The sequence below is a fragment of the Tenacibaculum agarivorans genome (assembly GCF_001936575.1).
Taxonomy (GTDB): Bacteria; Bacteroidota; Bacteroidia; order Flavobacteriales; family Flavobacteriaceae; genus Polaribacter; species Polaribacter agarivorans.
In genome coordinates this window covers 63,173-88,137 of record NZ_MSMP01000010.1, presented here as the reverse complement: position 1 = coordinate 88,137, position 24,965 = coordinate 63,173, and the positions used below count along the sequence as shown (strand labels likewise).

Annotated in this window: 17 protein-coding genes; 14 read left to right on the top strand and 3 right to left on the bottom strand. The window is 29.9% G+C overall.

The window, feature by feature from the left end; genetic code table 11:
- The first annotated feature begins 3 nt into the window (after positions 1-3).
- The 9 genes from BVC87_RS09400 (at position 4) to BVC87_RS09360 (ending at position 13,595) form a co-directional block, all read left to right on the top strand.
- On the top strand, positions 4-318 hold the full coding sequence (locus tag BVC87_RS09400; protein ID WP_075342120.1) for an FtsB family cell division protein: 315 nt from the start codon (positions 4-6) through the stop codon (positions 316-318).
- On the top strand, positions 318-1,670 hold the full coding sequence (locus BVC87_RS09395) for a methylmalonyl-CoA mutase subunit beta (RefSeq protein ID WP_075342119.1): 1,353 nt from the start codon (positions 318-320) through the stop codon (positions 1,668-1,670). The genes BVC87_RS09400 and BVC87_RS09395 overlap by 1 nt, the downstream gene beginning before the upstream one ends.
- A complete protein-coding gene (scpA, locus tag BVC87_RS09390; RefSeq protein WP_075342118.1) occupies positions 1,663-3,726 on the top strand; it encodes a methylmalonyl-CoA mutase in 2,064 nt (687 codons plus the stop codon). The genes BVC87_RS09395 and scpA overlap by 8 nt, the downstream gene beginning before the upstream one ends.
- A 5-nt stretch (positions 3,727-3,731) precedes the next feature.
- Positions 3,732-4,610, top strand: coding sequence for a phosphatidylserine decarboxylase (locus BVC87_RS09385; RefSeq protein WP_075342117.1), 879 nt, complete (start codon positions 3,732-3,734; stop codon positions 4,608-4,610).
- 108 nt (positions 4,611-4,718) lie between these two features.
- Complete coding sequence (gene ccsA, locus BVC87_RS09380; RefSeq protein ID WP_075342116.1) at positions 4,719-7,868, top strand: cytochrome c biogenesis protein CcsA; 3,150 nt, start codon at positions 4,719-4,721, stop codon at positions 7,866-7,868.
- A gap of 53 nt (positions 7,869-7,921) precedes the next feature.
- Positions 7,922-8,437 (top strand): hypothetical protein, encoded by a 516-nt coding sequence (locus BVC87_RS09375; protein ID WP_075342115.1) that lies wholly within the window; start codon positions 7,922-7,924, stop codon positions 8,435-8,437.
- Positions 8,438-8,501: 64 nt separating this feature from the next.
- Positions 8,502-10,403 (top strand): polysaccharide biosynthesis protein, encoded by a 1,902-nt coding sequence (locus BVC87_RS09370; RefSeq protein WP_075342114.1) that lies wholly within the window; start codon positions 8,502-8,504, stop codon positions 10,401-10,403.
- A gap of 29 nt (positions 10,404-10,432) precedes the next feature.
- The gene (locus tag BVC87_RS09365; protein WP_075342113.1) at positions 10,433-11,209 is read left to right on the top strand and encodes a polysaccharide biosynthesis/export family protein; all 777 of its coding nucleotides are present in this window, start codon (positions 10,433-10,435) and stop codon (positions 11,207-11,209) included.
- 1 nt (position 11,210) lies between these two features.
- Positions 11,211-13,595, top strand: a complete 2,385-nt coding sequence (locus BVC87_RS09360; protein ID WP_075342112.1) for a GumC family protein — start codon at positions 11,211-11,213, stop codon at positions 13,593-13,595.
- Here the strand turns inward: BVC87_RS09360 and BVC87_RS09355 are convergent.
- Entirely contained in the window at positions 13,588-14,331 is a 744-nt protein-coding gene (locus BVC87_RS09355; protein ID WP_075342111.1) for a tyrosine-protein phosphatase, read from the bottom strand. The two genes, BVC87_RS09360 and BVC87_RS09355, sit on opposite strands and share 8 nt — an antisense overlap.
- A 145-nt stretch (positions 14,332-14,476) precedes the next feature.
- Between BVC87_RS09355 and BVC87_RS09350 the strand changes: the two genes are divergently transcribed.
- Positions 14,477-15,325, top strand: a complete 849-nt coding sequence (locus BVC87_RS09350; protein ID WP_075342110.1) for an N-acetylglucosamine kinase — start codon at positions 14,477-14,479, stop codon at positions 15,323-15,325.
- A 12-nt stretch (positions 15,326-15,337) separates the two neighbouring features.
- Here the strand turns inward: BVC87_RS09350 and BVC87_RS09345 are convergent, their stop codons facing one another.
- A complete protein-coding gene (locus BVC87_RS09345; RefSeq protein WP_075342109.1) occupies positions 15,338-16,594 on the bottom strand; it encodes a UDP-N-acetylmuramoyl-tripeptide--D-alanyl-D-alanine ligase in 1,257 nt (418 codons plus the stop codon).
- Between the two features lie 63 nt (positions 16,595-16,657).
- On the bottom strand, positions 16,658-18,352 hold the full coding sequence (gene gldJ, locus BVC87_RS09340; protein WP_075342108.1) for a gliding motility lipoprotein GldJ: 1,695 nt from the start codon (positions 18,350-18,352) through the stop codon (positions 16,658-16,660).
- A 178-nt stretch (positions 18,353-18,530) separates the two neighbouring features.
- On the opposite strand from gldJ, the gene porU reads away from it, so the two are divergent.
- The 4 genes from porU (at position 18,531) to BVC87_RS09320 (ending at position 24,924) form a co-directional block, all read left to right on the top strand.
- A complete protein-coding gene (gene porU / locus BVC87_RS09335; RefSeq protein ID WP_075342107.1) occupies positions 18,531-21,911 on the top strand; it encodes a type IX secretion system sortase PorU in 3,381 nt (1,126 codons plus the stop codon).
- Between the two features lie 43 nt (positions 21,912-21,954).
- The gene (porV, locus tag BVC87_RS09330; RefSeq protein WP_075342106.1) at positions 21,955-23,037 is read left to right on the top strand and encodes a type IX secretion system outer membrane channel protein PorV; all 1,083 of its coding nucleotides are present in this window, start codon (positions 21,955-21,957) and stop codon (positions 23,035-23,037) included.
- An 81-nt stretch (positions 23,038-23,118) separates the two neighbouring features.
- Positions 23,119-23,601: a cytidine deaminase gene (gene cdd / locus BVC87_RS09325; RefSeq protein WP_075342105.1), complete on the top strand. Its 483-nt coding sequence runs from the start codon at positions 23,119-23,121 to the stop codon at positions 23,599-23,601.
- Positions 23,602-23,859: 258 nt separating this feature from the next.
- Positions 23,860-24,924, top strand: coding sequence for a 3-oxoacyl-ACP synthase III family protein (locus tag BVC87_RS09320; RefSeq protein ID WP_075342104.1), 1,065 nt, complete (start codon positions 23,860-23,862; stop codon positions 24,922-24,924).
- Positions 24,925-24,965 lie beyond the last annotated feature (41 nt).

The following is a 24,965-nucleotide window of genomic DNA, read 5'->3' as shown; positions in this document are numbered from 1 at the left end:
ATAATGAAATTAAAGAAAAACTTTAAATTTTTAGGTATTTCTATTGGAGCTACATATGCATTAATACTCACTGTATTTGTAGTTTGGATGTTATTCTTTGATGATAATTCTTACAGAAGGCATAAAGATTTTGATAAGGATATCAAAGAGTTGGAAACATGGATTGATTACCATAAAAAGAAGATTGCCGAAGACAAAGAGACTATAAAAAAATTAAAAGATTCTTTAGAGCTAGAACGTTTTGCTAGAGAAAAGTATTTAATGAAAAGAAAAGATGAAGATGTTTATATAATCGAATTTGATACCGTAAAAAAATAATGGATAATTTTTTATTTGATGAATTTGAAGGTGTTTCCAAAAAAGCCTGGAAACAAAAAATTCAAGTGGATTTAAAAGGGCTTGATTATAACGAAACACTATTATGGCACTCTGATGAAAAAATTACTGTCAAACCTTTTTATACAAAAGAAGATAGGGTACATCAGGAAATTTCACTTCCTAAAGAAGACTTTTTCATCTGTGAATCTATTTTTGTTGATGATATTGATATTGCAAACAAATTAGCAACTGATGCATTAAATAAAGGCGCTAACGCTATTGAATTTATCATTCACACTAAATTTGAGTCTAAAAAACTTTTACAGAACATTGACTTAACATCTAATATAAAAGTTTACTTCAAGTTTCATTTTTTAGATGCAAATTTCATTAATGAATTATCAGTTTTAACAAATTCCGAAAACGTTTACTTAAATAATGATATCATCGGAAATTTAGTAAAAACTGGAAATTGGTTTTCTAATTTACAATCAGATTATATCGAATTAAAAAAAATTAGTAAGTTAACTAATAGCATCGCTGTAAATGCTTCTACATATCAGAATGCGGGAGCAAATTGCACACAACAGCTAGCGTATACTTTAGCTCATGCCAATGAATACTTAAATAAATTTGGACCAGAAGTAGCTGATAAAATCCATTTTAACTTTTCTATTGGCAGTAATTACTTTTTTGAAATAGGAAAATTAAGAGCCTTTAGAATACTTTGGAAAGCACTATTAAGCGAATATGATGTGACCTTGAAAACTGAAGCTCACATTTTCACTCAACCTTCATTAAGAAACAAAACATTATACGATTATAATGTAAATATGCTTAGAACCACATCTGAATGCATGAGTGCAATTCTAGGAGGCACAAATACTATTTCTAATACTGCATACGATGAAATCTTTCATAAATCTAATGAATTTGGAGAACGAATTTCTAGAAATCAATTATTAGTAATTAAAGAAGAAAGTGGTTTCGAAAACGCTCAACACTTTGCAGACGGAAGTTATTATATAGAATCTATAACCAATCAATTAGCTGGGAATGCACTTGAAATTTTCAAACAAATAGAACAAGGAGGTGGATTTTTAAAACAACTCAAAGAAGGTGTTATTCAACGAAAAATTGAAGAATCTGCAAGTAAAGAACAAGAACTTTTTGATAGTGGAGATCTAGTTTTATTAGGAACTAATAAAATTCAGAATGAAAATGATAAAATGAAAAATGATCTAGAATTATTTCCTTTTGTAAAAAAACGTTCTGAAAAAACTTTGATTCAACCTATCATTCAAAAAAGATTAGCAGAAAAACTTGAGCAACAACGATTAGAAAATGAGTAGAAAAGACATTTCAAATATACAGTTACCTAAAGATCAAAAGTCAAAAAATAAAAGCTTTCCTCATGAAAATTTTGTTGCAGGTATAGCTCCAAACCTAAGAGGTCCTTATTCAACCATGTATGTTCGAAGACCTTGGACAATCCGTCAGTATGCTGGTTTTTCAACTGCCGAAGAAAGTAATGCTTTTTACAGAAGAAATTTAGCTGCCGGACAAAAAGGACTATCAGTAGCTTTTGATTTAGCTACACATAGAGGTTATGATTCTGACCACGAAAGAGTTCAAGGAGATGTAGGAAAAGCTGGCGTTGCTATAGATTCTGTAGAAGACATGAAAGTATTATTCGATCAGATTCCTTTAGATAAAATGTCTGTTTCTATGACAATGAATGGGGCTGTATTACCTATACTTGCTTTTTATATTATTGCCGCAGAGGAACAAGGAGTTAAACCAGAACAGCTAGCAGGGACTATTCAAAATGACATTTTGAAAGAGTTTATGGTACGTAATACGTACATTTACCCTCCTACTCCATCCATGAAAATTATTGCTGATATTTTTGAATACACAAGTAATAACATGCCTAAGTTTAATTCAATTTCTATTTCTGGTTATCATATGCAAGAAGCTGGTGCTACTCCTGAAATTGAGTTAGCTTATACTTTAGCTGATGGTTTAGAATATATAAAAACAGGACTAGCGGCAGGAATGGATATTGATGCTTTTGCACCTAGACTTTCATTCTTCTGGGCTATTGGAATGAATCATTTTACCGAAATTGCAAAAATGCGTGCAGGTAGAATGTTATGGGCTAAATTGGTAAAACAGTTCAATCCTAAAAATCCAAAATCATTAGCTTTAAGAACCCACTGCCAAACTAGCGGATGGAGTTTAACAGAACAAGATCCTTTTAATAATGTAGCTAGAACAGCTATTGAAGCTATGGCTGCAGCTTTTGGAGGCACACAAAGTTTACACACTAACGCATTAGATGAAGCTATTGCTTTACCTACAGATTTCTCTGCTCGTATTGCTAGGAACACACAAATCTATTTACAACAAGAAACACATATTACCAAAACAGTTGACCCTTGGGCAGGTAGCTATCATTTAGAACAACTAACTGAAGAGATCACCAACAAAGCTTGGAAATTAATCCAAGAAGTTGAAGAACTAGGCGGTATGACCAAAGCTATTGAAAAAGGAATTCCGAAAATGCGTATTGAAGAAGCTGCCGCTATTAAGCAAGCAAGAATTGATAGCGGACAGGATGTTATTGTTGGTGTTAATAAATTCCAACTAGAACAAGAAGATCCTTTACATATTCTTGAAGTAGATAATGAAGCTGTTAGAAAATCACAAATTGAGAGATTAAATAGCTTAAAAGCCAAAAGAAACACAAATGATGTTGAACAAGCTTTAGCTAACCTAACAATTTGTGCAAAGTCAGGAGATGGAAATTTACTAGATTTAGCAGTGCAAGCAGCTAGAAAAAGAGCTACCTTAGGAGAAATATCTGATGCTTTAGAAATCGAATTTGGAAGACATAAAGCAATACATAAAACCATATCTGGAGTGTATAGTAAAGAAATAAAAGACGATTCTTTATTTAAAAAAGCGAGTGAACTAGCAGATAGTTTTGCTGAATTAGAAGGTAGAAGACCTAGAATTATGATCGCTAAATTAGGACAAGACGGTCACGATAGAGGCGCAAAAGTAGTTGCTACAGGTTATGCAGATTTAGGGTTTGATGTAGATGTTGGGCCTTTATTTCAAACACCTCAAGAAGCTACCAAACAAGCCGTAGAAAATGATGTTCACATTTTAGGAATATCATCTTTAGCGGCTGGACATAAGACTCTAGTTCCACAAGTAATTCAACAATTAAAGGAATACGGTAGAGAAGATATTATGGTAATTGTTGGTGGTGTAATACCAGCACAAGATTATCAATTTTTATTTGATGCTGGTGCAGTTGGAGTTTTTGGACCAGGAACAAAAATAGCACAAGCCGCAATTGATATGTTAGAAATTTTAATTGATAGTATTGAAGAATAAATAGTATGGAAATTAAATTCATCAATAGAAAAACAGGAGAAGTTCAAATAGAAACACCTCCAGGAGAAGGCTTTTTAAAACTACTATATAACAACCCTTTTGGAAAAATGTTGTTACTACCATTGGTAAAAAGAAAGTTTTTATCAGAATGGTATGGTAGAAAAATGAATGCTCCTTCATCAACAAAAAAAATAGCTCAGTTTGTTAAGGATTTAAATATTGACATGACTGAGGCTAATAAATCTATTGATGAGTTTAGTTCTTTTAATGATTTTTTTTACAGGACTTTAAAACCTGAAGCTAGACCTATTGAAAGTGAATTCATTTCTCCAGGAGATGGAAAGTTATTAGCATTTGAAGATGTTGCTGACATACATAAGTTCTTTGTGAAAGGAAGAAAATTTACAGTAAAAGAATTTTTAAATAACGCTGAACTAGCTTCAACCTATAAGAATGCTTCCTTATTAATTTTACGCTTAGCTCCTAATGATTATCATCGCTATCATTTCCCTTACAATGGTACACCAACTACTTCTGTAAAAATAAAAGGTGACTATTTATCTGTTTCTCCTTACGCACTTGCCAGTAATTTTACAAAAGTTTTTTGTGAAAACAAACGTGAGTACTGTATTTTAAAAACAGAGACAAAAGGTGATATTTTATTAGCTCCAGTAGGAGCAACTATGGTTGGGAGTATATTAGAAACTTTTACACCAAATCAACCTGTTAATAAAGGAGATGAGATGGGGTATTTTGCTTTTGGGGGATCAACCATCGTAATTTTAATTGATAAAAATCAAATTAAAATAGACGAAGATATCTTGACAAACACAAAAAATAACATTGAAACTTTTGTTAAAATGGGCGAAAAAATTGGAGTATAACACACTGTAATTTTAACTAAATCTAAACACTAAAAAACGACTTACTTCTCCTACTAATTCTATTAACTTTCCGTAAATTTGCGAAGTTTTTATCTACGCGAATTTAAAATGAAGAAAATCTTAAATATATTATACTCTACTCGTTTAATGGCTATATTGTTTTTTACTTTTGCTATAGCCATGGGAGTAGCCACATTTATTGAAAATGATTTTGGTACACAAACAGCTAAAAAATTAGTCTATAATGCTTGGTGGTTTGAACTAATAATGGTGTTTTTTGTCATTAATTTCTTCGGAAATATTTTTAGGTATCGATTATTACGTAAAGAAAAATGGCCTGTACTTATGTTTCATCTTGCTTTTCTGCTTATAATTATTGGAGCCGGAATCACAAGATATATTGGTTATGAAGGAATGATGATTATTAACGAAGGAGAATCTACCGATACTTTCTTATCTGAAACAACGTATCTAAATACTATTATTGACGATAACGCTTCACAAAAAGCATATCATAAAAAATTATTACTTTCTGCATGGGGGAAAAACTCATCTGACTTTACTTTTAAATTTCAACCAGACAGAACAAAACCTGCACAATTGATAAACTTTAAATTGGTTAATTATATACCTTGGGCTGAACAAAAATTTATTACAGATGAAAATGGTGAAGAACACTTATTCTTTGTCGAAAGTTCAAGTGGATCAAGACATGAACACTACATTAAAAGAGGAACTATAGAAAACATTCACAATATTCTTGTTGGTTTTGATGCTCCTAATAAAAATGCCAATGTAAACTTCTTCTATGATAATGGAAATTTGAAAATGACATCCAAAGCTGATGGTAGTTGGTTTAGAATGGCTGATCAAAAACAAGGTACTATAGTAAAAGATAGTATTCAAAATTTTCAGTTTTTAACTTTACATAACATAGAAGGTTTGCAATTTGTAATTCCTCGTCCAGCAGAAAAAGGAGAAGTTAAAACAGTTAAAGGAAAAAAGAACGACAAGAAATTCGATAACGTTATTTTTGATGTCTCAACAAATAATGAAACTAAACGTGTAGAATTAATAGGTGGACAATTCAACACAGATGGTAAACAAGATTTTTCCGTTGGAGGATTAAACTTCAGAATTTGGTATGGAGCTAAAATGCTACAAACTCCTTTTAATGTTAAACTAAATGACTTTCAATTAGAAAAATACCCTGGTTCAGAAAGTGCTTCGTCTTTTGCTAGTGAAGTTACAGTTATCGACAAAAATGAAACTTTTGATTATCGAATTTTTATGAATCATATTTTAGACCACAAAGGATATAAATTCTTCCAGGCTAGTTATAAAAATGAAGGAGAGGCTATTGAGCAAACACATTTATCTGTGAATCATGACTTCTGGGGAACTTTTGTAACTTATTTAGGATATTCTTTTTTATATATTGGTTTAATTTCTATGCTATTTGCTAAACATACTCGATTTGATAGCTTGAAGAAGCAACTTAAAAAAATTCAGGATAAAAAAATAAAAACAGCATTGTTTTTACCCTTATTATTTTCGCTTAGCACAGTTTTCGGTCAACACGAAAACCATAACAATCTAATTCCTTTAGAAAAAATAGACAGTATTTTACAAGCCAATATTGTCAACAAAAAACACGCAGAAGAATTCAGTAAACTAGTTATCCAAGATGCTGGAGGAAGAATGAAACCAGCTCATACATTTGCTTCAGAATTGATAAGGAAGGTTGCACGTTCTGAAAATTTTAAGGGAATGACTCCTAGTCAAGTTTTATTATCTATGACTGAATTCCCTAGGTTTTGGTTTCAAGTTCCTGTAGTTTATCTAGAAGAAGGAAATTATAAAATCAGAGAAACTCTGGGACTTGATAAAGATGCCACCCACGCTAGATTTGTTGATTTTTATGATCCAAAAGGAAATTCAAAAATAAATCAATTGATTATTGATGCGCAAAAGAAAAAAATTCAAAATAAATTTGAAAAAGATGTCATCAATATTGAAAAGCGTTTATGGTTATTAAATCAAGCTATTGGTGGAGGAATATTAAAAATATATCCTATTCCAAATGATGAAAATAACAAATGGGTATCTCAACCTGAAACCTCTCAAGCTCCCTTTAAAGGAACAGATTCTGTTTTTGTAAAACAATCTTTACCCGTTTATTTACAATTACTTCAAGAAGCCAAAAAAACTGAAGATTATACTGAAGCTAACCAAATTTTAGTTGGCATAAAAAAGTTTCAAAGAAAATATGGAAGTAAGGTACTTCCTTCAGAACAGAAAATTAATGCTGAAGTTACTTATAACAAAGCTCAGATTTTCCAAAGACTTGCTAAATATTATGGTTTCTCAAGTTCACTTTTAATCTTATTTGTCATTCTTCAAATCTTTTACGACAAAAAAATATTTAAGATTAGTTCAAAAGTTTTAATTTTTGTTACCATAGGTCTTTTTCTTTTACACACTATTGGACTTATAGGTAGATGGTATATTTCTGGTCATGCACCTTGGAGTAATGCCTATGAAAGTGTTATTTATGTAGCATGGGCTACAATGCTCTTTGGATTATTCTTAGGAAAAAGATCAACACTTACTATTGGAGCTGCCACTTTCGTTTCTGCTATAATTCTTGGATTTGCTCATAGACACTGGATAGATCCTGAAATAGCAAATTTAGTACCCGTACTAAATTCATGGTGGGTATTAGTTCATGTTTCTATTATTGTTGCTAGTTATGGTCCTTTCTCTTTAGGAATGATATTAGGTATTATATCTCTTTCCCTAATATTATTTACAAACAAAAAAAATAAAAAGAAAATGGAGTCTAATTTAAAAGAACTGACAATAATTAATGAAATGTCTCTAGCTGTAGGATTAGTGATGCTTACAGTCGGTAACTTTTTAGGAGGTATGTGGGCTAATGAAAGTTGGGGACGTTATTGGGGATGGGATCCAAAAGAAACATGGGCCTTAGTTTCCATTATGATTTATGCCTTTGTTTTACATATGAGATTAATTCCTGGACTAAAAAGCAAGTACACTTTTAACTTATGGTCTATAATTGCTTATGCCTCTATAATGATGACGTATTTTGGGGTAAACTTTTATTTATCCGGCTTACATTCATATGCTAGTGGTGACAAAGTTATAACACCAAAGTCTGTAATCTATTCTACAATATTTGTTTTTATATTAGGACTTTCAGCTTGGTTTAAGAACAAAAAGTTTTACAAAAAGTAAAATTCTTTTTTTTACAGTATAAAATGTACATTTGCCCTTTAATTTATTAGAATATGTTTAATAAAAATATAAAATTAGTTTTAGCTGCTTTAACATTAATATGGTCTATTTATGAATTTAGTCAAGGTCATATCGGTAATGGAATTGCTATTTTATTTTTAACTGCAATATTTACTTTATTTTATTTTAAAAATGAATTTATACTGCTTGCTTTCTTACAATTAAGAACTCAAAATTTCGAAGGAGCGAAGAAATGGTTAGCGTATATTAAAAATCCTGAAACAGCTTTAACTACCAAACAACAAGGATACTATAATTATCTCCATGGTATCATGCTATCCCAAACAAGTATTACTCAAGCCGAAAAATATTTAAAAAAAGCTATCAAACTTGGATTATCTATGGATCATGATTTAGCTATGGCTAAATTACAATTGGCTGGAATTGCTATGACAAAAAGAAGAAAAAGAGAAGCAACTACTCTAATGAACGAAGCAAAAAAATTAGACAAACACGGTATGTTAAAAGATCAAATTCAAATGCTAAAACAGCAAATGAAAAAGATTTAAGAGCACTTATTTAACATACGCTAATTTTATTAGTTGTATATTTACTTGAACTCACTTTAAATTGATGATTAGAAACTTTATTTTAAAGGCATTAAATAGGCATGCTTCTCATTGGTTAGTCTTACTGATTGATGTTATTTTAGTAGCATTATCATTTATATTAGCTTATACTGTAAGATTTAATGCTTCGTTAAACTTCAACACTTCAAACTTAATTTATCAGATACCTTTAATTTGCTTGATTTCTCTGGTAAGTTTTTGGTTAATCGGATCCAACAAAGGAATTATTAGACATACTGGAACAAAAGATGCTTTTAACGTGTTTATAGGAGTTACTATAACTTCTATGAGTACCATTTTTTTAGTTGCTATAAATAATGTTTTTAAAATTGTTCCATTTTTTACGATTCCTAAATCTATTATATTGATTCATTACTTTATTACAATTTTTGTTTTAGTAGTAAGTCGCTTCATTTTTAAAGCTTTTTATGAAATCATATCATCTGAACTGAAAGATATCACCAATGTTATGATTTATGGTGCTGGAGATTCTGGTTTAATTACTTATGGAGCTTTAAATAGAGATACTAGAAATAATTATGAAGTTATTGGTTTTATTGATGATGATAAAAATAAAGTAGGAAAAAAAATTGATAGAGTAAAAATCTACCAAAGAACTGAAATCACAAAAGATTTTGTTCAAAGGAAAAAAATTGATGAGATTATTTTTTCAATTCAAAATATTAAATCTGAAAGACTATTATATTTAACAGATAAACTATTAGAGCTAGGCGTTAAACCTAAAATTGTTCCTCCCTTTTCTAAATGGATTGGAGGAGATTTTGAAGCTAACCAAATTAAAAATGTAAAAATTGAAGATCTTTTAGATAGAAAACCTATTTCTATTGATAATCCAATTATTAAAAGAGATGTAAATAATAAAGTAATTTTAGTTACAGGAGCAGCTGGTTCTATTGGAAGTGAGATTTCAAGACAAATATGTAAGTATAAACATAAACATTTAGTTTTAATAGATCAGGCAGAATCCCCCTTATATGAAATTCAACAAGAGCTGATACGTAAAGGAGTGGAAAATTTCACATCTATCGTTGGAGATGTTAGAGATTTTAATAGGATGGAATCTATTTTCAAAGAATTCAAGCCCGATAAAGTATATCATGCCGCAGCCTATAAACATGTTCCTTTAATGGAAGAAAATCCATATGAAGCTATCAAAATAAATGTTGCCGGTACAAGAAACATTGCTGACCTAGCTGTAAAATATAATGTAGATCGTTTTGTAATGGTTTCTACAGATAAAGCTGTTAACCCAACTAATATTATGGGAGCTACAAAGAGAGTAGCAGAGATGTATATTAGTTGCTTAAGTAAACAAAGTCATTCTACTAAATTCACTACGACAAGATTTGGTAATGTTTTAGGATCTAATGGTTCTGTAATACCTTTATTTAAAAAACAAATTGAAAATGGAGGTCCATTAACGGTAACACATAAAGAGATTACAAGATATTTCATGACTATTCCTGAAGCTTGTCAATTAGTTATTGAAGCTGGCACAATGGGAGAAGGTGGAGAGATATACATTTTTGATATGGGTAAATCTGTAAAGATTTTTGAGATTGCTAAAAGGATGATTCATCTATCTGGTTTGAATTATCCTGATGATATTGATATCATTATAACTGGATTAAGACCTGGTGAAAAGTTATATGAAGAACTATTAGCTAGTGGAGAAAATACTACTCCAACTTATCATGAAAAAATCATGATTGCTAAAACTCAAAATATTAATGTAAAAAATATTAAATCTATGATTGAAACATTATGTGTTGAAAATTCAGATCTCAATAATAATGCTTCAGTAAAATTATTAAAACAAATTGTTCCTGAATTCAAATCAAACAATTCAATTTATGAGCAATTGGACCAAAAGGTTTTAAATTAATTCACTACATTCGCGAAAAATTTGAATATATGCAAAAAGCAAATAAGTTTGTTTTCATAACATTATTAGTTTGTTTACTTTCATCTTGCGTTTCAAAAAAAGACATTACGTACTTTCAAAACGACAAGATTGATCAATCAAAAGTATCTAATAGTTATAAAACCATTTTTAAACCGGATGATCTCTTACAAATAACCATATCAGCTTTAGATATTGAAGCTGCTAAGCCTTTTAATTTACCTGCTGTTAGTTTTTCTACAACTACAAATAGTGCAGTAGGTGCTCCTTTACAACAATCATATTTAGTAGATAATGAAGGTAATATAGATTTCCCTGTTATTGGAAAACTTAAAATAGGAGGACTTACTAGAAATGAGACCATAAACTTAATCAAAAATAAATTAGATCCAGATTATATTAAGAATCCAACTATTAATATTAGAATAGCAAACTATTCTATTACAGTATTAGGTGATGTTAAAAGACCTGGTACTTACACAATTCCTAATGAAAGAATTACCATTCTAGAAGCGATTGGTTTGGCAGGCGATTTAAATATTACAGGAAAAAGAAATACAATAAAGGTGTTTAGAGAGATTGATGGTAAGAAAATCCAATTTGATATAGATTTACGATCTAATGATATTTTTACTTCACCTGTTTACTATTTACAACAAAATGACTTAGTATATGTTGATCAAAATAAAGCGTCTTCTCAAGATGCTGCATTTAACAGAAATACTGGTTTAATAGTCTCTGTTGGATCAATTATTATATCATTAATCACCCTAATTACTAGATTATAAAATGAATAGTCCGGATAAATATACTCAGCAAATTAATGATAATGATACCATAAATATTAGGGCTGAATTAGAAAAATACTTGATTCATTGGAAATGGTTTGTTTTAGGTGTAGTTTTAAGTTTGGTTCTTGCATTCTTATATCTTAGATATAGCACTCCTAAATATGCTGTCAGTTCAACAATAATGATAAAAGACAATAAAAAGTCTGGAATTTCTGCAGAATTAGCAGCATTTGAAGATTTAGGTATCATTGGTGGAGGATCTAGTAACAATCCTGATAATGAAATTGCTATCTTAAAATCTAGAAAAATATTAGGAGATGTTGTTGATGAATTGAATTTAAATATTAAATATATTTCTGAAGGTAGAGTAAAAAATTCTGAGATTTACAAGACTTCACCTATTAAACTTTCATTTTCTGACTCATTGTTTCTAAAAACTTCTAATATTAATAGAATTTTTTTTGTGAAAGTCTTATCTGAAAGTAACTTTAAAATTACAGATGAGGAAGGTAATACACTAAAAGAATCATGTAACTTTGGTGATGAAATTTATATTGAAGAATTAGGAAAAATAAGTATTAGCAAAACTTCATTCTTTAATGACAAGATTATAGATAAACAAATCATCATTACTGTAATCTCTAGAGATAAAATTATTGATAGTTTAATCCAAGCCGTTAATATTTCCTCTATTAATAAAAACTCCAGTGTCTTAAAACTTTCATTACAATCTGCTGTTCTAAAAAAAGCTGAAGATATATTAGATATAATAGTAGAGAAATATAATTTAGACGCTCAAAAAGATAAGAGTGAAGTTTCTAGAAAAACTGTCGATTTCATAAGTGAACGATTACTAGAGGTTGGTAAAGAATTAGCTATAGTAGAAGATAATGTCAAGAATTTCAAAAAAGCTAATAAAATAACAGATATACAATCTGAGGCACAACTTGCTTTAGAAACTAGCACAGTGAATAGGCAAAAACTAATAGGTGCAAATATTCAACTAAATATTGTACAATCTTTAAGGAATGAATTAGAAAAGTCGAATGGAATTTTACCCCCTAACTTAGGTTTAGAAGATCCAAATATTGGTAAATCTATTGCTGAATACAATGAATTATTAAGTAGAAAAAATAGATTACTTAAAAGTGCTGGTAAGAAAAACTTAGCTGTGATTGAAGTTCAAAATAATATAGATGATCTAAAACAAGCTTTAAAAAGTAGTTTACAAAATCAAGAGCGTGCAATACAACTTAACCTTAATAATCTTAAAAAGGAAGCTAATATTGTAAATTCTAAAATTTCATCTATTCCTGTTAAGGAACGAGAATTTTTGGACATAGCTAGACAACAAGAAATTATAGCCGGGTTATATACATATCTTTTAAAAAAGAAAGAAGAAACAGCAATCTCTTTAGCAGTTACAGTACCTAATGCAAAAATTATTGATAAAGCTTATGGTTCTGAAACACCTGTTTCTCCAAAGAAAAAGGTAATTGCTATAGTTGCTATTTTATTAGGTTTAATAATTCCTTTTATTATTATCTATTTAAGAGACTTGTTAGATACTAAAGTTCATACAAAGAGAGACATTCAAGAATTAACGTCAGTTCCTTTTATTGGAGATGTTCCTCACAATGAAACTAATGAAAAAATAGCCGTTAATTCTGATGCAAGATCTAGTACTGCTGAAGCATTCAGACTTATCCGTACAAATTTAGACTTTATGCTATCTAACAATAAGTCTAAGGAAGGAAAAACTATATTCATTACATCTACCACAAGTGGTGAAGGGAAATCATTTGTTTCTATAAATTTGGCAGCTACTTTAGCACTTTCTGGGAAAAGGGTAATATTAGTTGGTATGGATTTACGGGCTCCTAAGGTTACTGAATACCTTGGTATTCCTGATAGAAAAGGTATTACAAACTATATAACTAATGATAGTGTTGAACTTAATAACTTAAAGTTTACTGTACCTGAACTTAAGGATTTAGACATTATTGCTTCTGGTGTAATTCCTCCAAACCCTGCTGAATTACTAATGTCTGATAAAATTAATGAATTATTTAGCACATTAAGATCTGATTACGATTATGTATTAGTAGATACAGCCCCTGTAAATTTGGTTACAGATACTCTACTAATTGCCAAATATGCAGATGTTTTCTTATATATTACTAGAGCTAATTATCTAGATAAAAGATTACTTACAGTACCGGATACTCTTTATAAAGAGCAAAAACTACCTAACATGGCGATCATCCTTAACGATACTGACATGAAAAGAGGATATGGATATGGTTATGGGTACGGATATGGATATGGATATGGTAATGTCCAAGAAGAACAAAAACCTTGGTATAAAAGGTTATTTAGTTAAAAATAAATTTTTTATTGTTTATAATAAAGTCTTGAATTTTTTTCAAGACTTTTTTTGTACCTATTTTCGGCATTAAATTCAAGTGATTATGATGGTGTGTATCACTTCCAACAAAATCATATAAATTTTCTTTAATTAATTTCTCTGCTGTAGCTTTTACACTCTTCCCATATTGCTCTGTTAATGATAGTAAATTGAGCTGAAATAAACATCCAGCTTTTTTTAACTTATAGAAATTTTGAAAATCATTATGGTAAAAAATATAACGTTCTGGATGTGCTAAAACAGGTTTATAACCTTTTAATTGAATCTCAAATAAAATATCATATAAGTTATAAGGTGCATTAAAATATGACATTTCAACTAATACATAATTATCCTTTAACGTTAAAATATCACCTACTGCTAATCTTTCCATAAATTTTTCATCCATCATATATTCCGCTGCAGCATTAATACTAATGTCATTTAAATTATGTTCTTTCAAAGCATTTTGTACTTCCAAGAGTGTATTCTTAATTGTCTCTGTAGAATTCGGATAAACATCACCCAGTACATGAGGAGTAGTAATGAAATTTTTTATACCATAGCTGCTCATTTTTTTTATTAGTGAAATCGAATGATCTATATCTTTTGCTCCATCATCAATTCCAGGTAAAAGATGAGAATGAATATCTACAAAATCATCAGTAAAAAACTCCGTCAAAGGAATACTTTTTTCTTTTAAAAAAAACATAATCAAAAAATAATTTACAACGTAAAATTAAAGGATTTCATCAAAAATTCAATAATTATTTTGACGAAAACGATTGAATTTTTATTACCTGTTGTATATAAAGATTTGAAAATATATATTTGAGTTAAACAACAACCAAAATAATATGATTTTAATAGCTGACGGAGGTTCTACAAAAGCAGATTGGATTGCTTTAGATAATAATAAAAATGAAGTATTTAGAGTACGTACTTTAGGGTTAAATCCTGCTGTAATTGCTAAAGATGAACTAAAAAATAGGATCATTAATATGTTTCAGCTTATTAATATTAAAGACGAAGTTTCTCAGATATTCTTCTATGGTGCTGGTTGCGGAACACCTAAACCCGTTCAGTTATTACATGATGTTATGCAAGAAATATTTGTAAATGCAGATATTCATGTAGCTGAAGATATGCTTGCTGCTGTTTATGCAGCCTCAGGAACATCTCCTTCTATAGTTTGTATTTTAGGAACTGGTTCAAACAGTTGTTATTTTAATGGAGAATCTATGGAGATGATTACCGCTTCTTTAGGTTATACCGTAATGGATGAAGCTAGTGGTAATTACTTTGGAAAAAAATTATTACGTGATTTTTTCTATAATCAGATGCCTAAAAAAATAGCTAAAAAATTTGAAAGTGAGTTTAATCTGGACCCCGATTATATTAAACATAATTTATATAAAGAACCGAATCCTAATATGTATTTAGCTTCTTTTGCTAAATTTATGTTTGAATTTAAAGAAGAAAAATATATAAAAAAGACTATTAAAAAGGGGTTTGAAGAATTTTTTAAATTCCGAATATTACCATACGATAAAGGAATAGAAACTCCTATCTATTTTATTGGATCAATTGCTTTTTATTTCAGAGATATATTAGAAAAAATTGCTAATAAATATGACCTTAGTATTACTGACGTAATACAAAGGCCAATCGATAATTTATTAGATTTTCATAAAGCTAACATTTAAATAATAAGGTTATTATAAATGATCTAAAATACGCTCAAGAGCCATTCCTCTTGAGCCTTTGATTAAAATATTAACATCTTTTAAATTAAAACTAGAAAGTTCATTGATAAAATCATTGAACTCTTTAAATTTAAGTTGATTCCCATTAGTCATACTAAAATTTTCTCCTATCAAATAAATTGAATCAAATTTAAAGTCTTCAGTCATATCTGAAATTGTTTGATGTTCATAAGCACTATCTTTTCCTAACTCAAACATATCACCTAGAATGACCACCTTCCTTTTTTCACTACTTAGTTCATAAAAGTTCTCTAGTGCCGCTTTCATACTTGTTGGGTTAGCATTATATGCATCTAAAATAATCTCATTAGTTCCTTTTTTGAGGACTTGCGACCTGTTATTAGATGGTATATAACTTTCTATTGCTTTTTTTATACTTTCTACAGAAACATTGAAGTACTTACCAATTGTAATTGCACAAGCAATATTATTATAATTATATCTTCCTGTTAAGTTACTCTGTATTTCAACTCCTTTATAATTGAGTTTCACGTAAGGATTTGAGTCAATATATTCTATGGACACCGAAATAGGAATAGTATCTGCATTTTTAGTTTTTGAAACTTGAATAGGATCATTAGTATTCACAAAAATTTCACCTTCAGATTTTATTAAAAAGTCATACAATTCAGATTTTGCTTCTATAACCCCTTCAACAGAACCAAAACCTTCTAAATGAGCTTTACCAAAATTTGTAATATAACCATAATCTGGCTCTGAAATTTCTGATAAAAACGCAATCTCTTTGTGATGATTAGCTCCCATTTCAACTATACCTATTTCCGTATTAGGATTCATACTTAATAATGTTAAAGGAACACCTATATGATTATTTAAATTACCTTTAGTAGCATAGGTATTAAACTTCTCTTTTAAAACAACATTAATAAGCTCTTTTGTAGTTGTTTTTCCATTGCTCCCTGTGAGTCCAATAATAGGTATAGCCAACTTTTTTCTATGAAAATTAGCTAGCTTCTGAAGTGTTTCTAAAACATTATCAACTAAGATTATATTTGGTTTTGTCTGGTATTCTTTTTCATCAACTACACTATATAAAGCCCCTTTATTTAGAGCTTCTTCGGCAAAAGCATTACCGTTAAAATTACCTCCTTTTAATGCAAAGAAAATAGTGTTCTTTCTAATATTTCTAGTATCTGTATCTACTAAATAATGTTTAGTGTATAACTCGTAAATGTCTTCTAACTTCATAATACAAAAATAAAAAAACCTCGTTGTATAACGAGGTTTATATAAATACTTGTATTATAGTTTTTATTTTCTTGAATAACTATACCTAGGCGTAGCTGTTTTTTTCTGATCTCTTACCATTGGACCAACTTTGTCTGTCGCACACCTAAACCCAATATAATTTGTAGATATATATTCTGGGAAATATCTTCTTTGTGCTGGATCTAACCAATATTCTCTATCTGCCCATGATCCACCTTTATATACTCTTGTTTTATTACTAACTAAAGTAGATCTCTTCTTCTTATCATATTCTAAATTAGAAATTACATTACCTAAAGAATCTCTTTCTAACTCAGGTCTTATAGGTGAATTATACATTCTTGGTAATATTTGATCATCTTCTGCTCCGAAATCTTTTGTAGATTTTTTATCTCCATCATTTAAATCAGAGTTATCTGCAAAAGAATAGTTTCTTCTCATATAAGTATCATCCTTTGTAATTGGGATATACTTTATTGTTCCTGGTAAACCTTTAGGTGTGATTTTTCCGTTTACTAAAGTATCTATTTCTACTTCGCTATCATCAATGATCACTACCTTTCCATTCTCATCAATTAATTTCTTAGTATATATATTACCTCTAAAGTAATTAAAGTCATTAGCTTCAGAATCAACTATTGGACGATAAACATCAGACACCCATTCAGAAACATTTCCTGACATGTCGTATAATCCAAAAGCATTTGGAGGATAACTTTTAATAGCATTAGGAATATCCGATCCATCACTACTCCAACCTGCTATACCACTATAGTTTCCTTTTCCTTGCTTAAAGTTAGATAATTGATCTCCTCTTTTAGCATTAGTCCTATTTCTAGTATATTTTCCTGTCCAAGCATATTTCTTTCTTCCTCTAATGTTATTATACTCTCTATTTTCAAAAATAGATTTAGCAGCATATTCCCACTCAACTTCAGTAGGTAATCTAAATTTTTGTGCTAAAATACCATCAGATGAAGTTACTTGTCTACCACTAAAAGCATCTTTTGCTGGTTTTGGTTCACCTTTTTTTCTTGGTACAGGAATACCTTTCTTATAAATTGTAGAATCCCCATCAAATAATGCATAAGGATCTGTTAAGTACACATCTGTATCAAAATTATTTCTTCCTTTAAAACTTAAAGAATCTTCTTTGAAAATATTTGTGATTACACCTTTATCCATTAAAATCTTCAAGTTAACTGCATTAGTTCTCCATTTACAATACTCATTTGCTTGAATCCAGGTAACTCCTACTACAGGATACTCAGCATAAGCAGGATGTCTTAAATAACTCTCAGATAATAAGTTTGTATTTCCTAAACCTTTTCTCCAAACCAAAGTATCTGGTAAAATTGAAGGATAAATATGTTTGAATTGTGGATCACTTGGAGGAAAAACATCTTTAGTGTACTGCATAAATAAAGCGTACTCAGAATTCGTAACCTCAGCTTCATCCATGTAGAATGAACGTACGTGCATTTGTTTAGGAGTAGTATTCCAATCAAACATTACATCATCTTGAACTAATCCCATAGTAAAGGTACCTCCTTCAATATGCACCATACCTGGAGGAGTTTTACCATCCTTAAATTCTCCTTTTAAATAGTTACCGTAGTTCGGATCATTAAAATTCCAACCCGTTAAGTTCGATTTACCAGAACTTCTTGCACTGTTACAAGAAACAACAATAGTGGAGATAAGTAGTAAACCTAATAACTTGAATGTACTTCTCATGTATTACTTTTTTTTAGGGTGTGCCAATTTACAACATTTATAATTCTTAACAAACATGTAAATATAATAAATTACGTTACAAATACTGAAAACTTAACGATTGTTTTTTAACTTTATTATATTAATCTTGTAAAATGAATACTAACCAAATAAAGGTCTCGTTATATTAGAACATTTTATGGAAAAAAAGTCACTTTTTATTCTTCTTTTTTGCGCTTTACTTTCACACGGCCAAAATAGTAATTCCGTGTTAACAAATGGTGAATGGTATAAATTTTCAATTAACACTACTGGTGTATTTAAAATTGATGCTAATTTTCTACAGCAATTAGGGATTAGAACAAACGCTATTAATCCTAAAAATATTCGCATATATGGAAATGGTGGTAATATGCTACCTGAATTAGCTTCTGAATTTAGGTTTAATGATTTACAGGAAAATTCAATTTTTGTAAGTGGGGAAAATGATAATATATTTAATGATGATGATTATATATTATTTTATGGAGTAGGTCCGCATAGTTGGAAAGCAGATATCATAAATGATACTGCCAATCATATGCAAAATATTTATTCTGATAAATCATACTACTTTATAACTATCGCTGAATCACCTGGTAAAAGAATTAACACTGCTCCTTCTATTAATTCTAACGCGACAAGTACTTTTACTGATTTTGATGAATTTACATTTTATGAAAAAGAATTGATAAACCTTCTTGCTGTAGGTAGACTTTGGTACGGAGAAAGTTTTGGCATCAATAACTTTCAAAACTTTTCTATTCCTTTTGAAAATCCAGTACCTAATTCTAACTTAAACGTAAAAGTTACTGCCGCTGCACAATCTAACACATCTTCTAGTATAGGCGTTACCGTTAATAATGCTAATTTGACAAATATTAATTTCCCTCCTCTAATAAACGGTTCTTTAACTAAAGTTAGGTATGGAGAAACAAGAGGCATTGCTAATACTACATCAAACAATATCAATGTTGATATTATTTATAACAACAATGGAAATCCTTCGGCTAATGCTTACCTTGACTACATTGAGATTATTGGTAAAAAGAGATTAGTTGCTAACAATAAACAGTTTTCATTTAGAAATTTCAATCAAGCAAAAACAAATGAGACTGTTTCATATCAAATTGAAAACTCTTCAGCTATTTTTCAAGTTTGGGATGTATCAAATTCAGTAAATCCGATTCTATTGAGTAATGAAGGAAGCGGCACAAACTTTGTTTTCAAAGCCAATGGAGGAACACTTGGTGAGTATATAGTATTAAATGAAAATGATTTTTTCACTCCTGAAACGATAAATAACTCTTTGATAAAAAATCAAAACCTTCATGGCCTTTCCAATATTGAATACCTTGTAATCACTTCTAATGAATTACTAAATGAAGCCCAACGGTTGGCAGATTACCATCAAAATAATTCTAACTTGACTACAAAAGTTGTTGAGTTATCTGCAATTTATAATGAATTTTCTTCAGGATCTCCTGACATAGTAGGGATAAGAGATTTTATTAAATATTTATATGACAACTCTACTTCCAAACCTTTAAAATATGTTTGTTTCTTTGGTGATTCTTCATACGATTTTAAGGATAGAATACGAGGAAATAATAATATTGTACCAACTTTTCATGCTGAAGATAGTTTTGATTTGGTGTCGTCATATGTTACAGATGATTTTTATGTGATGGTTAACGATAGTGATGGTAGAATGTTATCTAACGATGATATTGATATTGCTTCAGGTAGAATACCAGTTTCTACTCCACAACAAGCTAGAGCAATAGTAGATAAAATATTAAGCTATTATAATAAAGATTCTTTTGGAGACTGGAGAAATACAGTAACTTTAATTGCGGATGATATTGATGATAATTCTGATGTTAGTTTACAGTCTGGTTTAGAACAAGTAGCAGATAGTATAAAAAAATACAAACCTATTTTTAACGTCAATAAAATTTATCTCGACGCCTTTAAACAAGAAACTTCTTCTGGAGGCGAACGTTATCCTGAAGTGAAAAGCACTATTTCTAATGCTATGGAAAAAGGTTCTTTAGTTTTTGATTATTTCGGACATGGCGGTGAAGACGGACTTGCTTCCGAAAGAATTTTAGAAGTACCACAAATTCAAGAATTTAAAAATGCTAAAACCTTACCTCTCTTCATTACTGTAACATGTGAATTTTCAAGATTTGATAATCCATTACGAGATACTGCAGGAGAACAACTTTTTTTAAATACTGAAGGTGGTGCAGTTAGTATGATTACTACTACAAGAGAAATTTTTATTTTTTTAGGAGAAGCAATCAATAAAGAGCTAGCAAAATATGTTTTTGATTTTGAAAACAATAATAATACAATAGCAGAAAACTTAATCAGAACTAAAAACGAAACTACTAGTAGTCAACGCTTTTTTATATTCTTTTTTGGGGACCCTGCTATGCGATTAGCTATTCCGAAACCAGATGTACGAATCACTAAAGTTAATGGAGTTGATATTTCTCAACCTATTGACTCCCTAAAAGCACTTTCAAAAATAAAATTAGAGGGAATCGTAACTAATAATAGTAGTACTCCATTGACTAATTTCAATGGTACTGTTTTTACTACAATTTTTGATAAACCCATAGACAAAACCACACTTGATAATGATGGGTTTGGAATTACAAATACTTTTGATTCTCAAGAAAGTAAAATTTTCAGAGGAAAATCTTCAGTAACTAACGGTCAATTTGAATTTGAATTCATTGTACCTAAAGATATTAAAATCACTAATGGAAAAGGTAAAATAAGTTTGTATGCTCAAAACGAATCTGAAGATAAATCAGGTGTGAATTTTGACATTACTGTAGGGGGAATTAATGAGAATGCTCCTGATGATACAACTGGACCTGAAGTTGCTCTTTTTATGAATGATGAATCTTTCATAGATGGAGGCACCACCAATTCATCTCCTAACTTAATTGTAAAATTATCAGACATTAGTGGAATAAATACTTCTGTTACTGCTGTAGACCATGATATTGTTGCTATTCTAGATGGAAATCAATCGGAACCAATTATTCTTAATGATTTTTATGAAACTGAACTTAATGATTTCACTAAAGGAAAAGTAACATTCAGATTTAGAGATTTAGAAGTAGGCAACCATACTTTAAAAATAAAAGCATGGGATACCTATAATAATTCTTCAGAAGCTACGTTAAATTTTGAGGTTGTAAGTGATACTAAACTATTACTCGAAAACGTATTAAATTATCCTAATCCGTTTGTTAATTATACCGAGTTTTGGTTCAACCATAATAAACCAAACGAACCTTTAGATGTTCAAGTTCAGATTTTCTCAGTAGCTGGTAAGTTAATCAAAACAATTAATCAATCAGTCCAAACCACGGGAGGACTATCTAGATCTATAACTTGGAATGGTTTAGATGACTTTGGAAATAAAATTGGTAAAGGAGTTTATGTTTATAAATTAAAAGTCACTTCACAAGTAAACAACCTAACAACAGAGAAATACGAAAAATTAGTTATACTATAATCGAGTCTAAAGTCATATATTTGTCTAAATAATGTTAATCAAAATGAAAAAAATACTATTACTAGCCTTACTTATTATTTCAGGTAAGTCTATTGCGCAATCAGGGGAAGGAGCTTTAACTACTGCCTTACCTTTTCTACAAATTAATTCAGACGCAAGAGCTGGAGGTATGGGAGATATTGGAGTTGCAACGTCTCCAGATGCTTACTCTTTATTCCACAACCCTGCTAAAATTGCATTCAACAAAAATGGAATGAGTATAGGTTTAAGTTATGTGCCTTGGTTACGTAACTTAACTGATGATATTTTTGCTGGTAATGTGTCTGTAGTAAATAGATTTAGTGAAACTAGTGCATGGGGTGCGGATTTAAAGTTTTTCTCTTTAGGTCAAATAGATTTAACTGATGCTAGTGGAGCTAGTTTAAATAGTATCAACCCAACAGAATTAGCTATATCTGGATATTATGCTTTAAAATTGAGTGATAAAATATCTATGTCTGTTGGTCTTAAATATGTGAATTCAAATTTAGACGTAAACTCAGGATTAGAAGCTGTAAATTCTTTTGCTGTTGATATTGCTGCATATTATCAATCTGATGAAGAAAACTTTGGAACGTTCAACGGACGTTATCGCATTGGTTTAAATGTAGCTAATATTGGTCCTAAAGTTGAATATTCTCCAGGTGAAGAAGATTTTATCCCAACAATAGCTAAACTTGGTGGTGGATTTGATTTCATTTTCGACGATTTTAATACGTTAGGAGTAAACGTAGAATTCAGAAAATTATTAGTTCCTTCTAGTGGTAGTGCATCAGAAAGAGGATGGTTTGAAGGTATGTTCACCTCTCTACTTGATAGATCTTTTAGTGAAGAGTTAAGAGAAGTTAATTGGTCTTTAGGTGCTGAGTATAAATATAATAATGCATTTGCTGTTAGAGCAGGTTACTTTAATGAAAGTGAAACTAAAGGAAACAGACAGTTTTTTACTTTAGGTACTGGGTTTACTGCTCAAGCATTTTCTGTTGATTTATCATATTTGATTAACACTTCTGATGTTAACAATCCATTAGAAAACACATTACGTTTTTCTTTATCATTTGATTTAGGAGCAATTTATGAAGATTAAGAAATAATACATATCTTTATGTAAATATTAAAAAGCAGTCGTAATTACGACTGCTTTTTTTACCTCAAACTATTTACATACATGAAAAAGATTAATTTTTCTGCTGAAGCAACTATATATGATAACTTATCTGAATTAAATGCTAAAGACAAGCATTTAATTGAGCAAGCTATAATAGCTAGAGAAAAAGCTTATGCTCCTTATTCAAAATTTAAAGTTGGAGCAGCTTTATTACTTGAAAATGGCACTATAGTTTCTGGTAATAATCAAGAAAATGCTGCTTATCCTTCTGGAATGTGTGCTGAAAGAGTAGCTATATGGAAAGCTAGCTCAGAATTCCCAAATGTTAAAGTATTAAAACTTGCACTGACAGGCGCTTCCGAAGAAATAGAAGTAAATAATCCTGTACCTCCCTGTGGAGCTTGTAGACAAGTTTTATATGAATATGAATTTAACCAAGACGAACCAATAGAGATTCTATTTATGGGAGAAGTTGGAAAAATTATAAAAACAAAATCAGTTGCTTCTTTACTTCCTTTTTCGTTCAACAGCACATATTTATAACTTCTCATTAACATAGGTTAATTTTTAAGATTTCATCAAAAAAAACAATGAAATAAAGAGATTAATTCAAAAAAATAGCTTTTTCACTAAAAACAAAATTGAGATATATTCATTTTACATACTTTAAAATTATTAAATTCAAAAAAAGAGAAGCTCAAAATAAGAATATAATAAAAATCAAAGATCCTTTTACATATAAATAGGTTTACAGCTATAAAACTTGTTTATTTGTTGTTACCCTAAATATAAATTTTGACAATGAAGGTAGTAATAACTGGGACGGGAAGTTATATTCCAACTGTAGAGAAGGACAACAATAAATTTATAAACAATACATTTTTAAATGCTGATGGAACACCTTTCAATGCTGAAAATGGCACCATAATTGAAAAGTTTAAAACCATTACTGGTATTAGTAAAAGAAGATATGCTGAAGATAAATATACTGCTTCTGATATGGCTTTTTTTGCAGCTGAAAAAGCAATCAGTAATGCTAAAATTAATCCAGAGGAATTAAACTATATTATTGTTGCCCATAACTTTGGAGATGTAAAAACTACCGGAATTCAGAGTGATATTATACCTAGTTTAGCTACTAGAGTAAAACATTTACTACAAATTGAAAACCCTAATTGTATTGCTTACGATATTTTATTCGGTTGTCCAGGTTGGACTGAAGGTGTAATTCAAGCTCAGGCATTTATAAAAGCTAGGATAGCGAAAAAAATTCTTGTTATAGGCTCTGAAACATTATCTAGAGTAATTGATAAATACGATCGAGACTCAATGATATATGGTGATGGTGCTGGTGCTTGCATAGTAGAAGCATTTGAAGACGAAATTGATCGTGGAATTTTAGGCCATGCTTCGCAAACGTTTGCTAAGGACGAAGCTTATCATCTTTTCTTTGGCAATTCTTACAATAAAAACGAAGATCCAAATATTCGTTACATTAAAATGTTTGGAAGAAAGATATATGAATTTGCTTTAACTCGTGTGCCTGAAGCAATGAAAATAGCTTTAGATAAAAGCGGTATTGCAATTGATGAATTAAGTAAAATATTTATTCATCAAGCCAATGAAAAAATGGATGAAGCTATTATCAAACGTTTTTATCGTCTTCATAAAAAATCTGTACCTAATGATATCATGCCAATGAGTATCCATAAGTTAGGTAATAGTTCTGTAGCCACAGTCCCTACCTTACTAGATTTAGTATTAAAAAATAAAATCGAAAATCATTCCGTAAAAAAAGGTGATGTTATTATGCTTGCCTCTGTTGGTGCTGGTATGAATATCAATGCAATAGTATATCGATATTAAAAACTAAAAAATTACTGCAAAAAATAAATTCAAACTATTAT

Bases quoted from the DNA above. Each gene is read 5' to 3' on its own strand.
- BVC87_RS09385 (WP_075342117.1), top strand. From the start codon at position 3,732: ATGGAAATTAAATTCATCAATAGAAAAACAGGAGAAGTTCAAATAGAA.
- BVC87_RS09365 (WP_075342113.1), top strand. From the start codon at position 10,433: ATGCAAAAAGCAAATAAGTTTGTTTTCATAACATTATTAGTTTGTTTA.
- scpA (WP_075342118.1), top strand. From the start codon at position 1,663: ATGAGTAGAAAAGACATTTCAAATATACAGTTACCTAAAGATCAAAAG.
- porU (WP_075342107.1), top strand. From the start codon at position 18,531: ATGGAAAAAAAGTCACTTTTTATTCTTCTTTTTTGCGCTTTACTTTCA.
- gldJ (WP_075342108.1), bottom strand. From the start codon at position 18,352: ATGAGAAGTACATTCAAGTTATTAGGTTTACTACTTATCTCCACTATT.
- BVC87_RS09375 (WP_075342115.1), top strand. From the start codon at position 7,922: ATGTTTAATAAAAATATAAAATTAGTTTTAGCTGCTTTAACATTAATA.
- BVC87_RS09400 (WP_075342120.1), top strand. From the start codon at position 4: ATGAAATTAAAGAAAAACTTTAAATTTTTAGGTATTTCTATTGGAGCT.
- porV (WP_075342106.1), top strand. From the start codon at position 21,955: ATGAAAAAAATACTATTACTAGCCTTACTTATTATTTCAGGTAAGTCT.
- BVC87_RS09320 (WP_075342104.1), top strand. From the start codon at position 23,860: ATGAAGGTAGTAATAACTGGGACGGGAAGTTATATTCCAACTGTAGAG.
- BVC87_RS09345 (WP_075342109.1), bottom strand. From the start codon at position 16,594: ATGAAGTTAGAAGACATTTACGAGTTATACACTAAACATTATTTAGTA.
- BVC87_RS09395 (WP_075342119.1), top strand. From the start codon at position 318: ATGGATAATTTTTTATTTGATGAATTTGAAGGTGTTTCCAAAAAAGCC.
- BVC87_RS09360 (WP_075342112.1), top strand. From the start codon at position 11,211: ATGAATAGTCCGGATAAATATACTCAGCAAATTAATGATAATGATACC.
- ccsA (WP_075342116.1), top strand. From the start codon at position 4,719: ATGAAGAAAATCTTAAATATATTATACTCTACTCGTTTAATGGCTATA.
- cdd (WP_075342105.1), top strand. From the start codon at position 23,119: ATGAAAAAGATTAATTTTTCTGCTGAAGCAACTATATATGATAACTTA.
- BVC87_RS09350 (WP_075342110.1), top strand. From the start codon at position 14,477: ATGATTTTAATAGCTGACGGAGGTTCTACAAAAGCAGATTGGATTGCT.
- BVC87_RS09370 (WP_075342114.1), top strand. From the start codon at position 8,502: ATGATTAGAAACTTTATTTTAAAGGCATTAAATAGGCATGCTTCTCAT.
- BVC87_RS09355 (WP_075342111.1), bottom strand. From the start codon at position 14,331: ATGTTTTTTTTAAAAGAAAAAAGTATTCCTTTGACGGAGTTTTTTACT.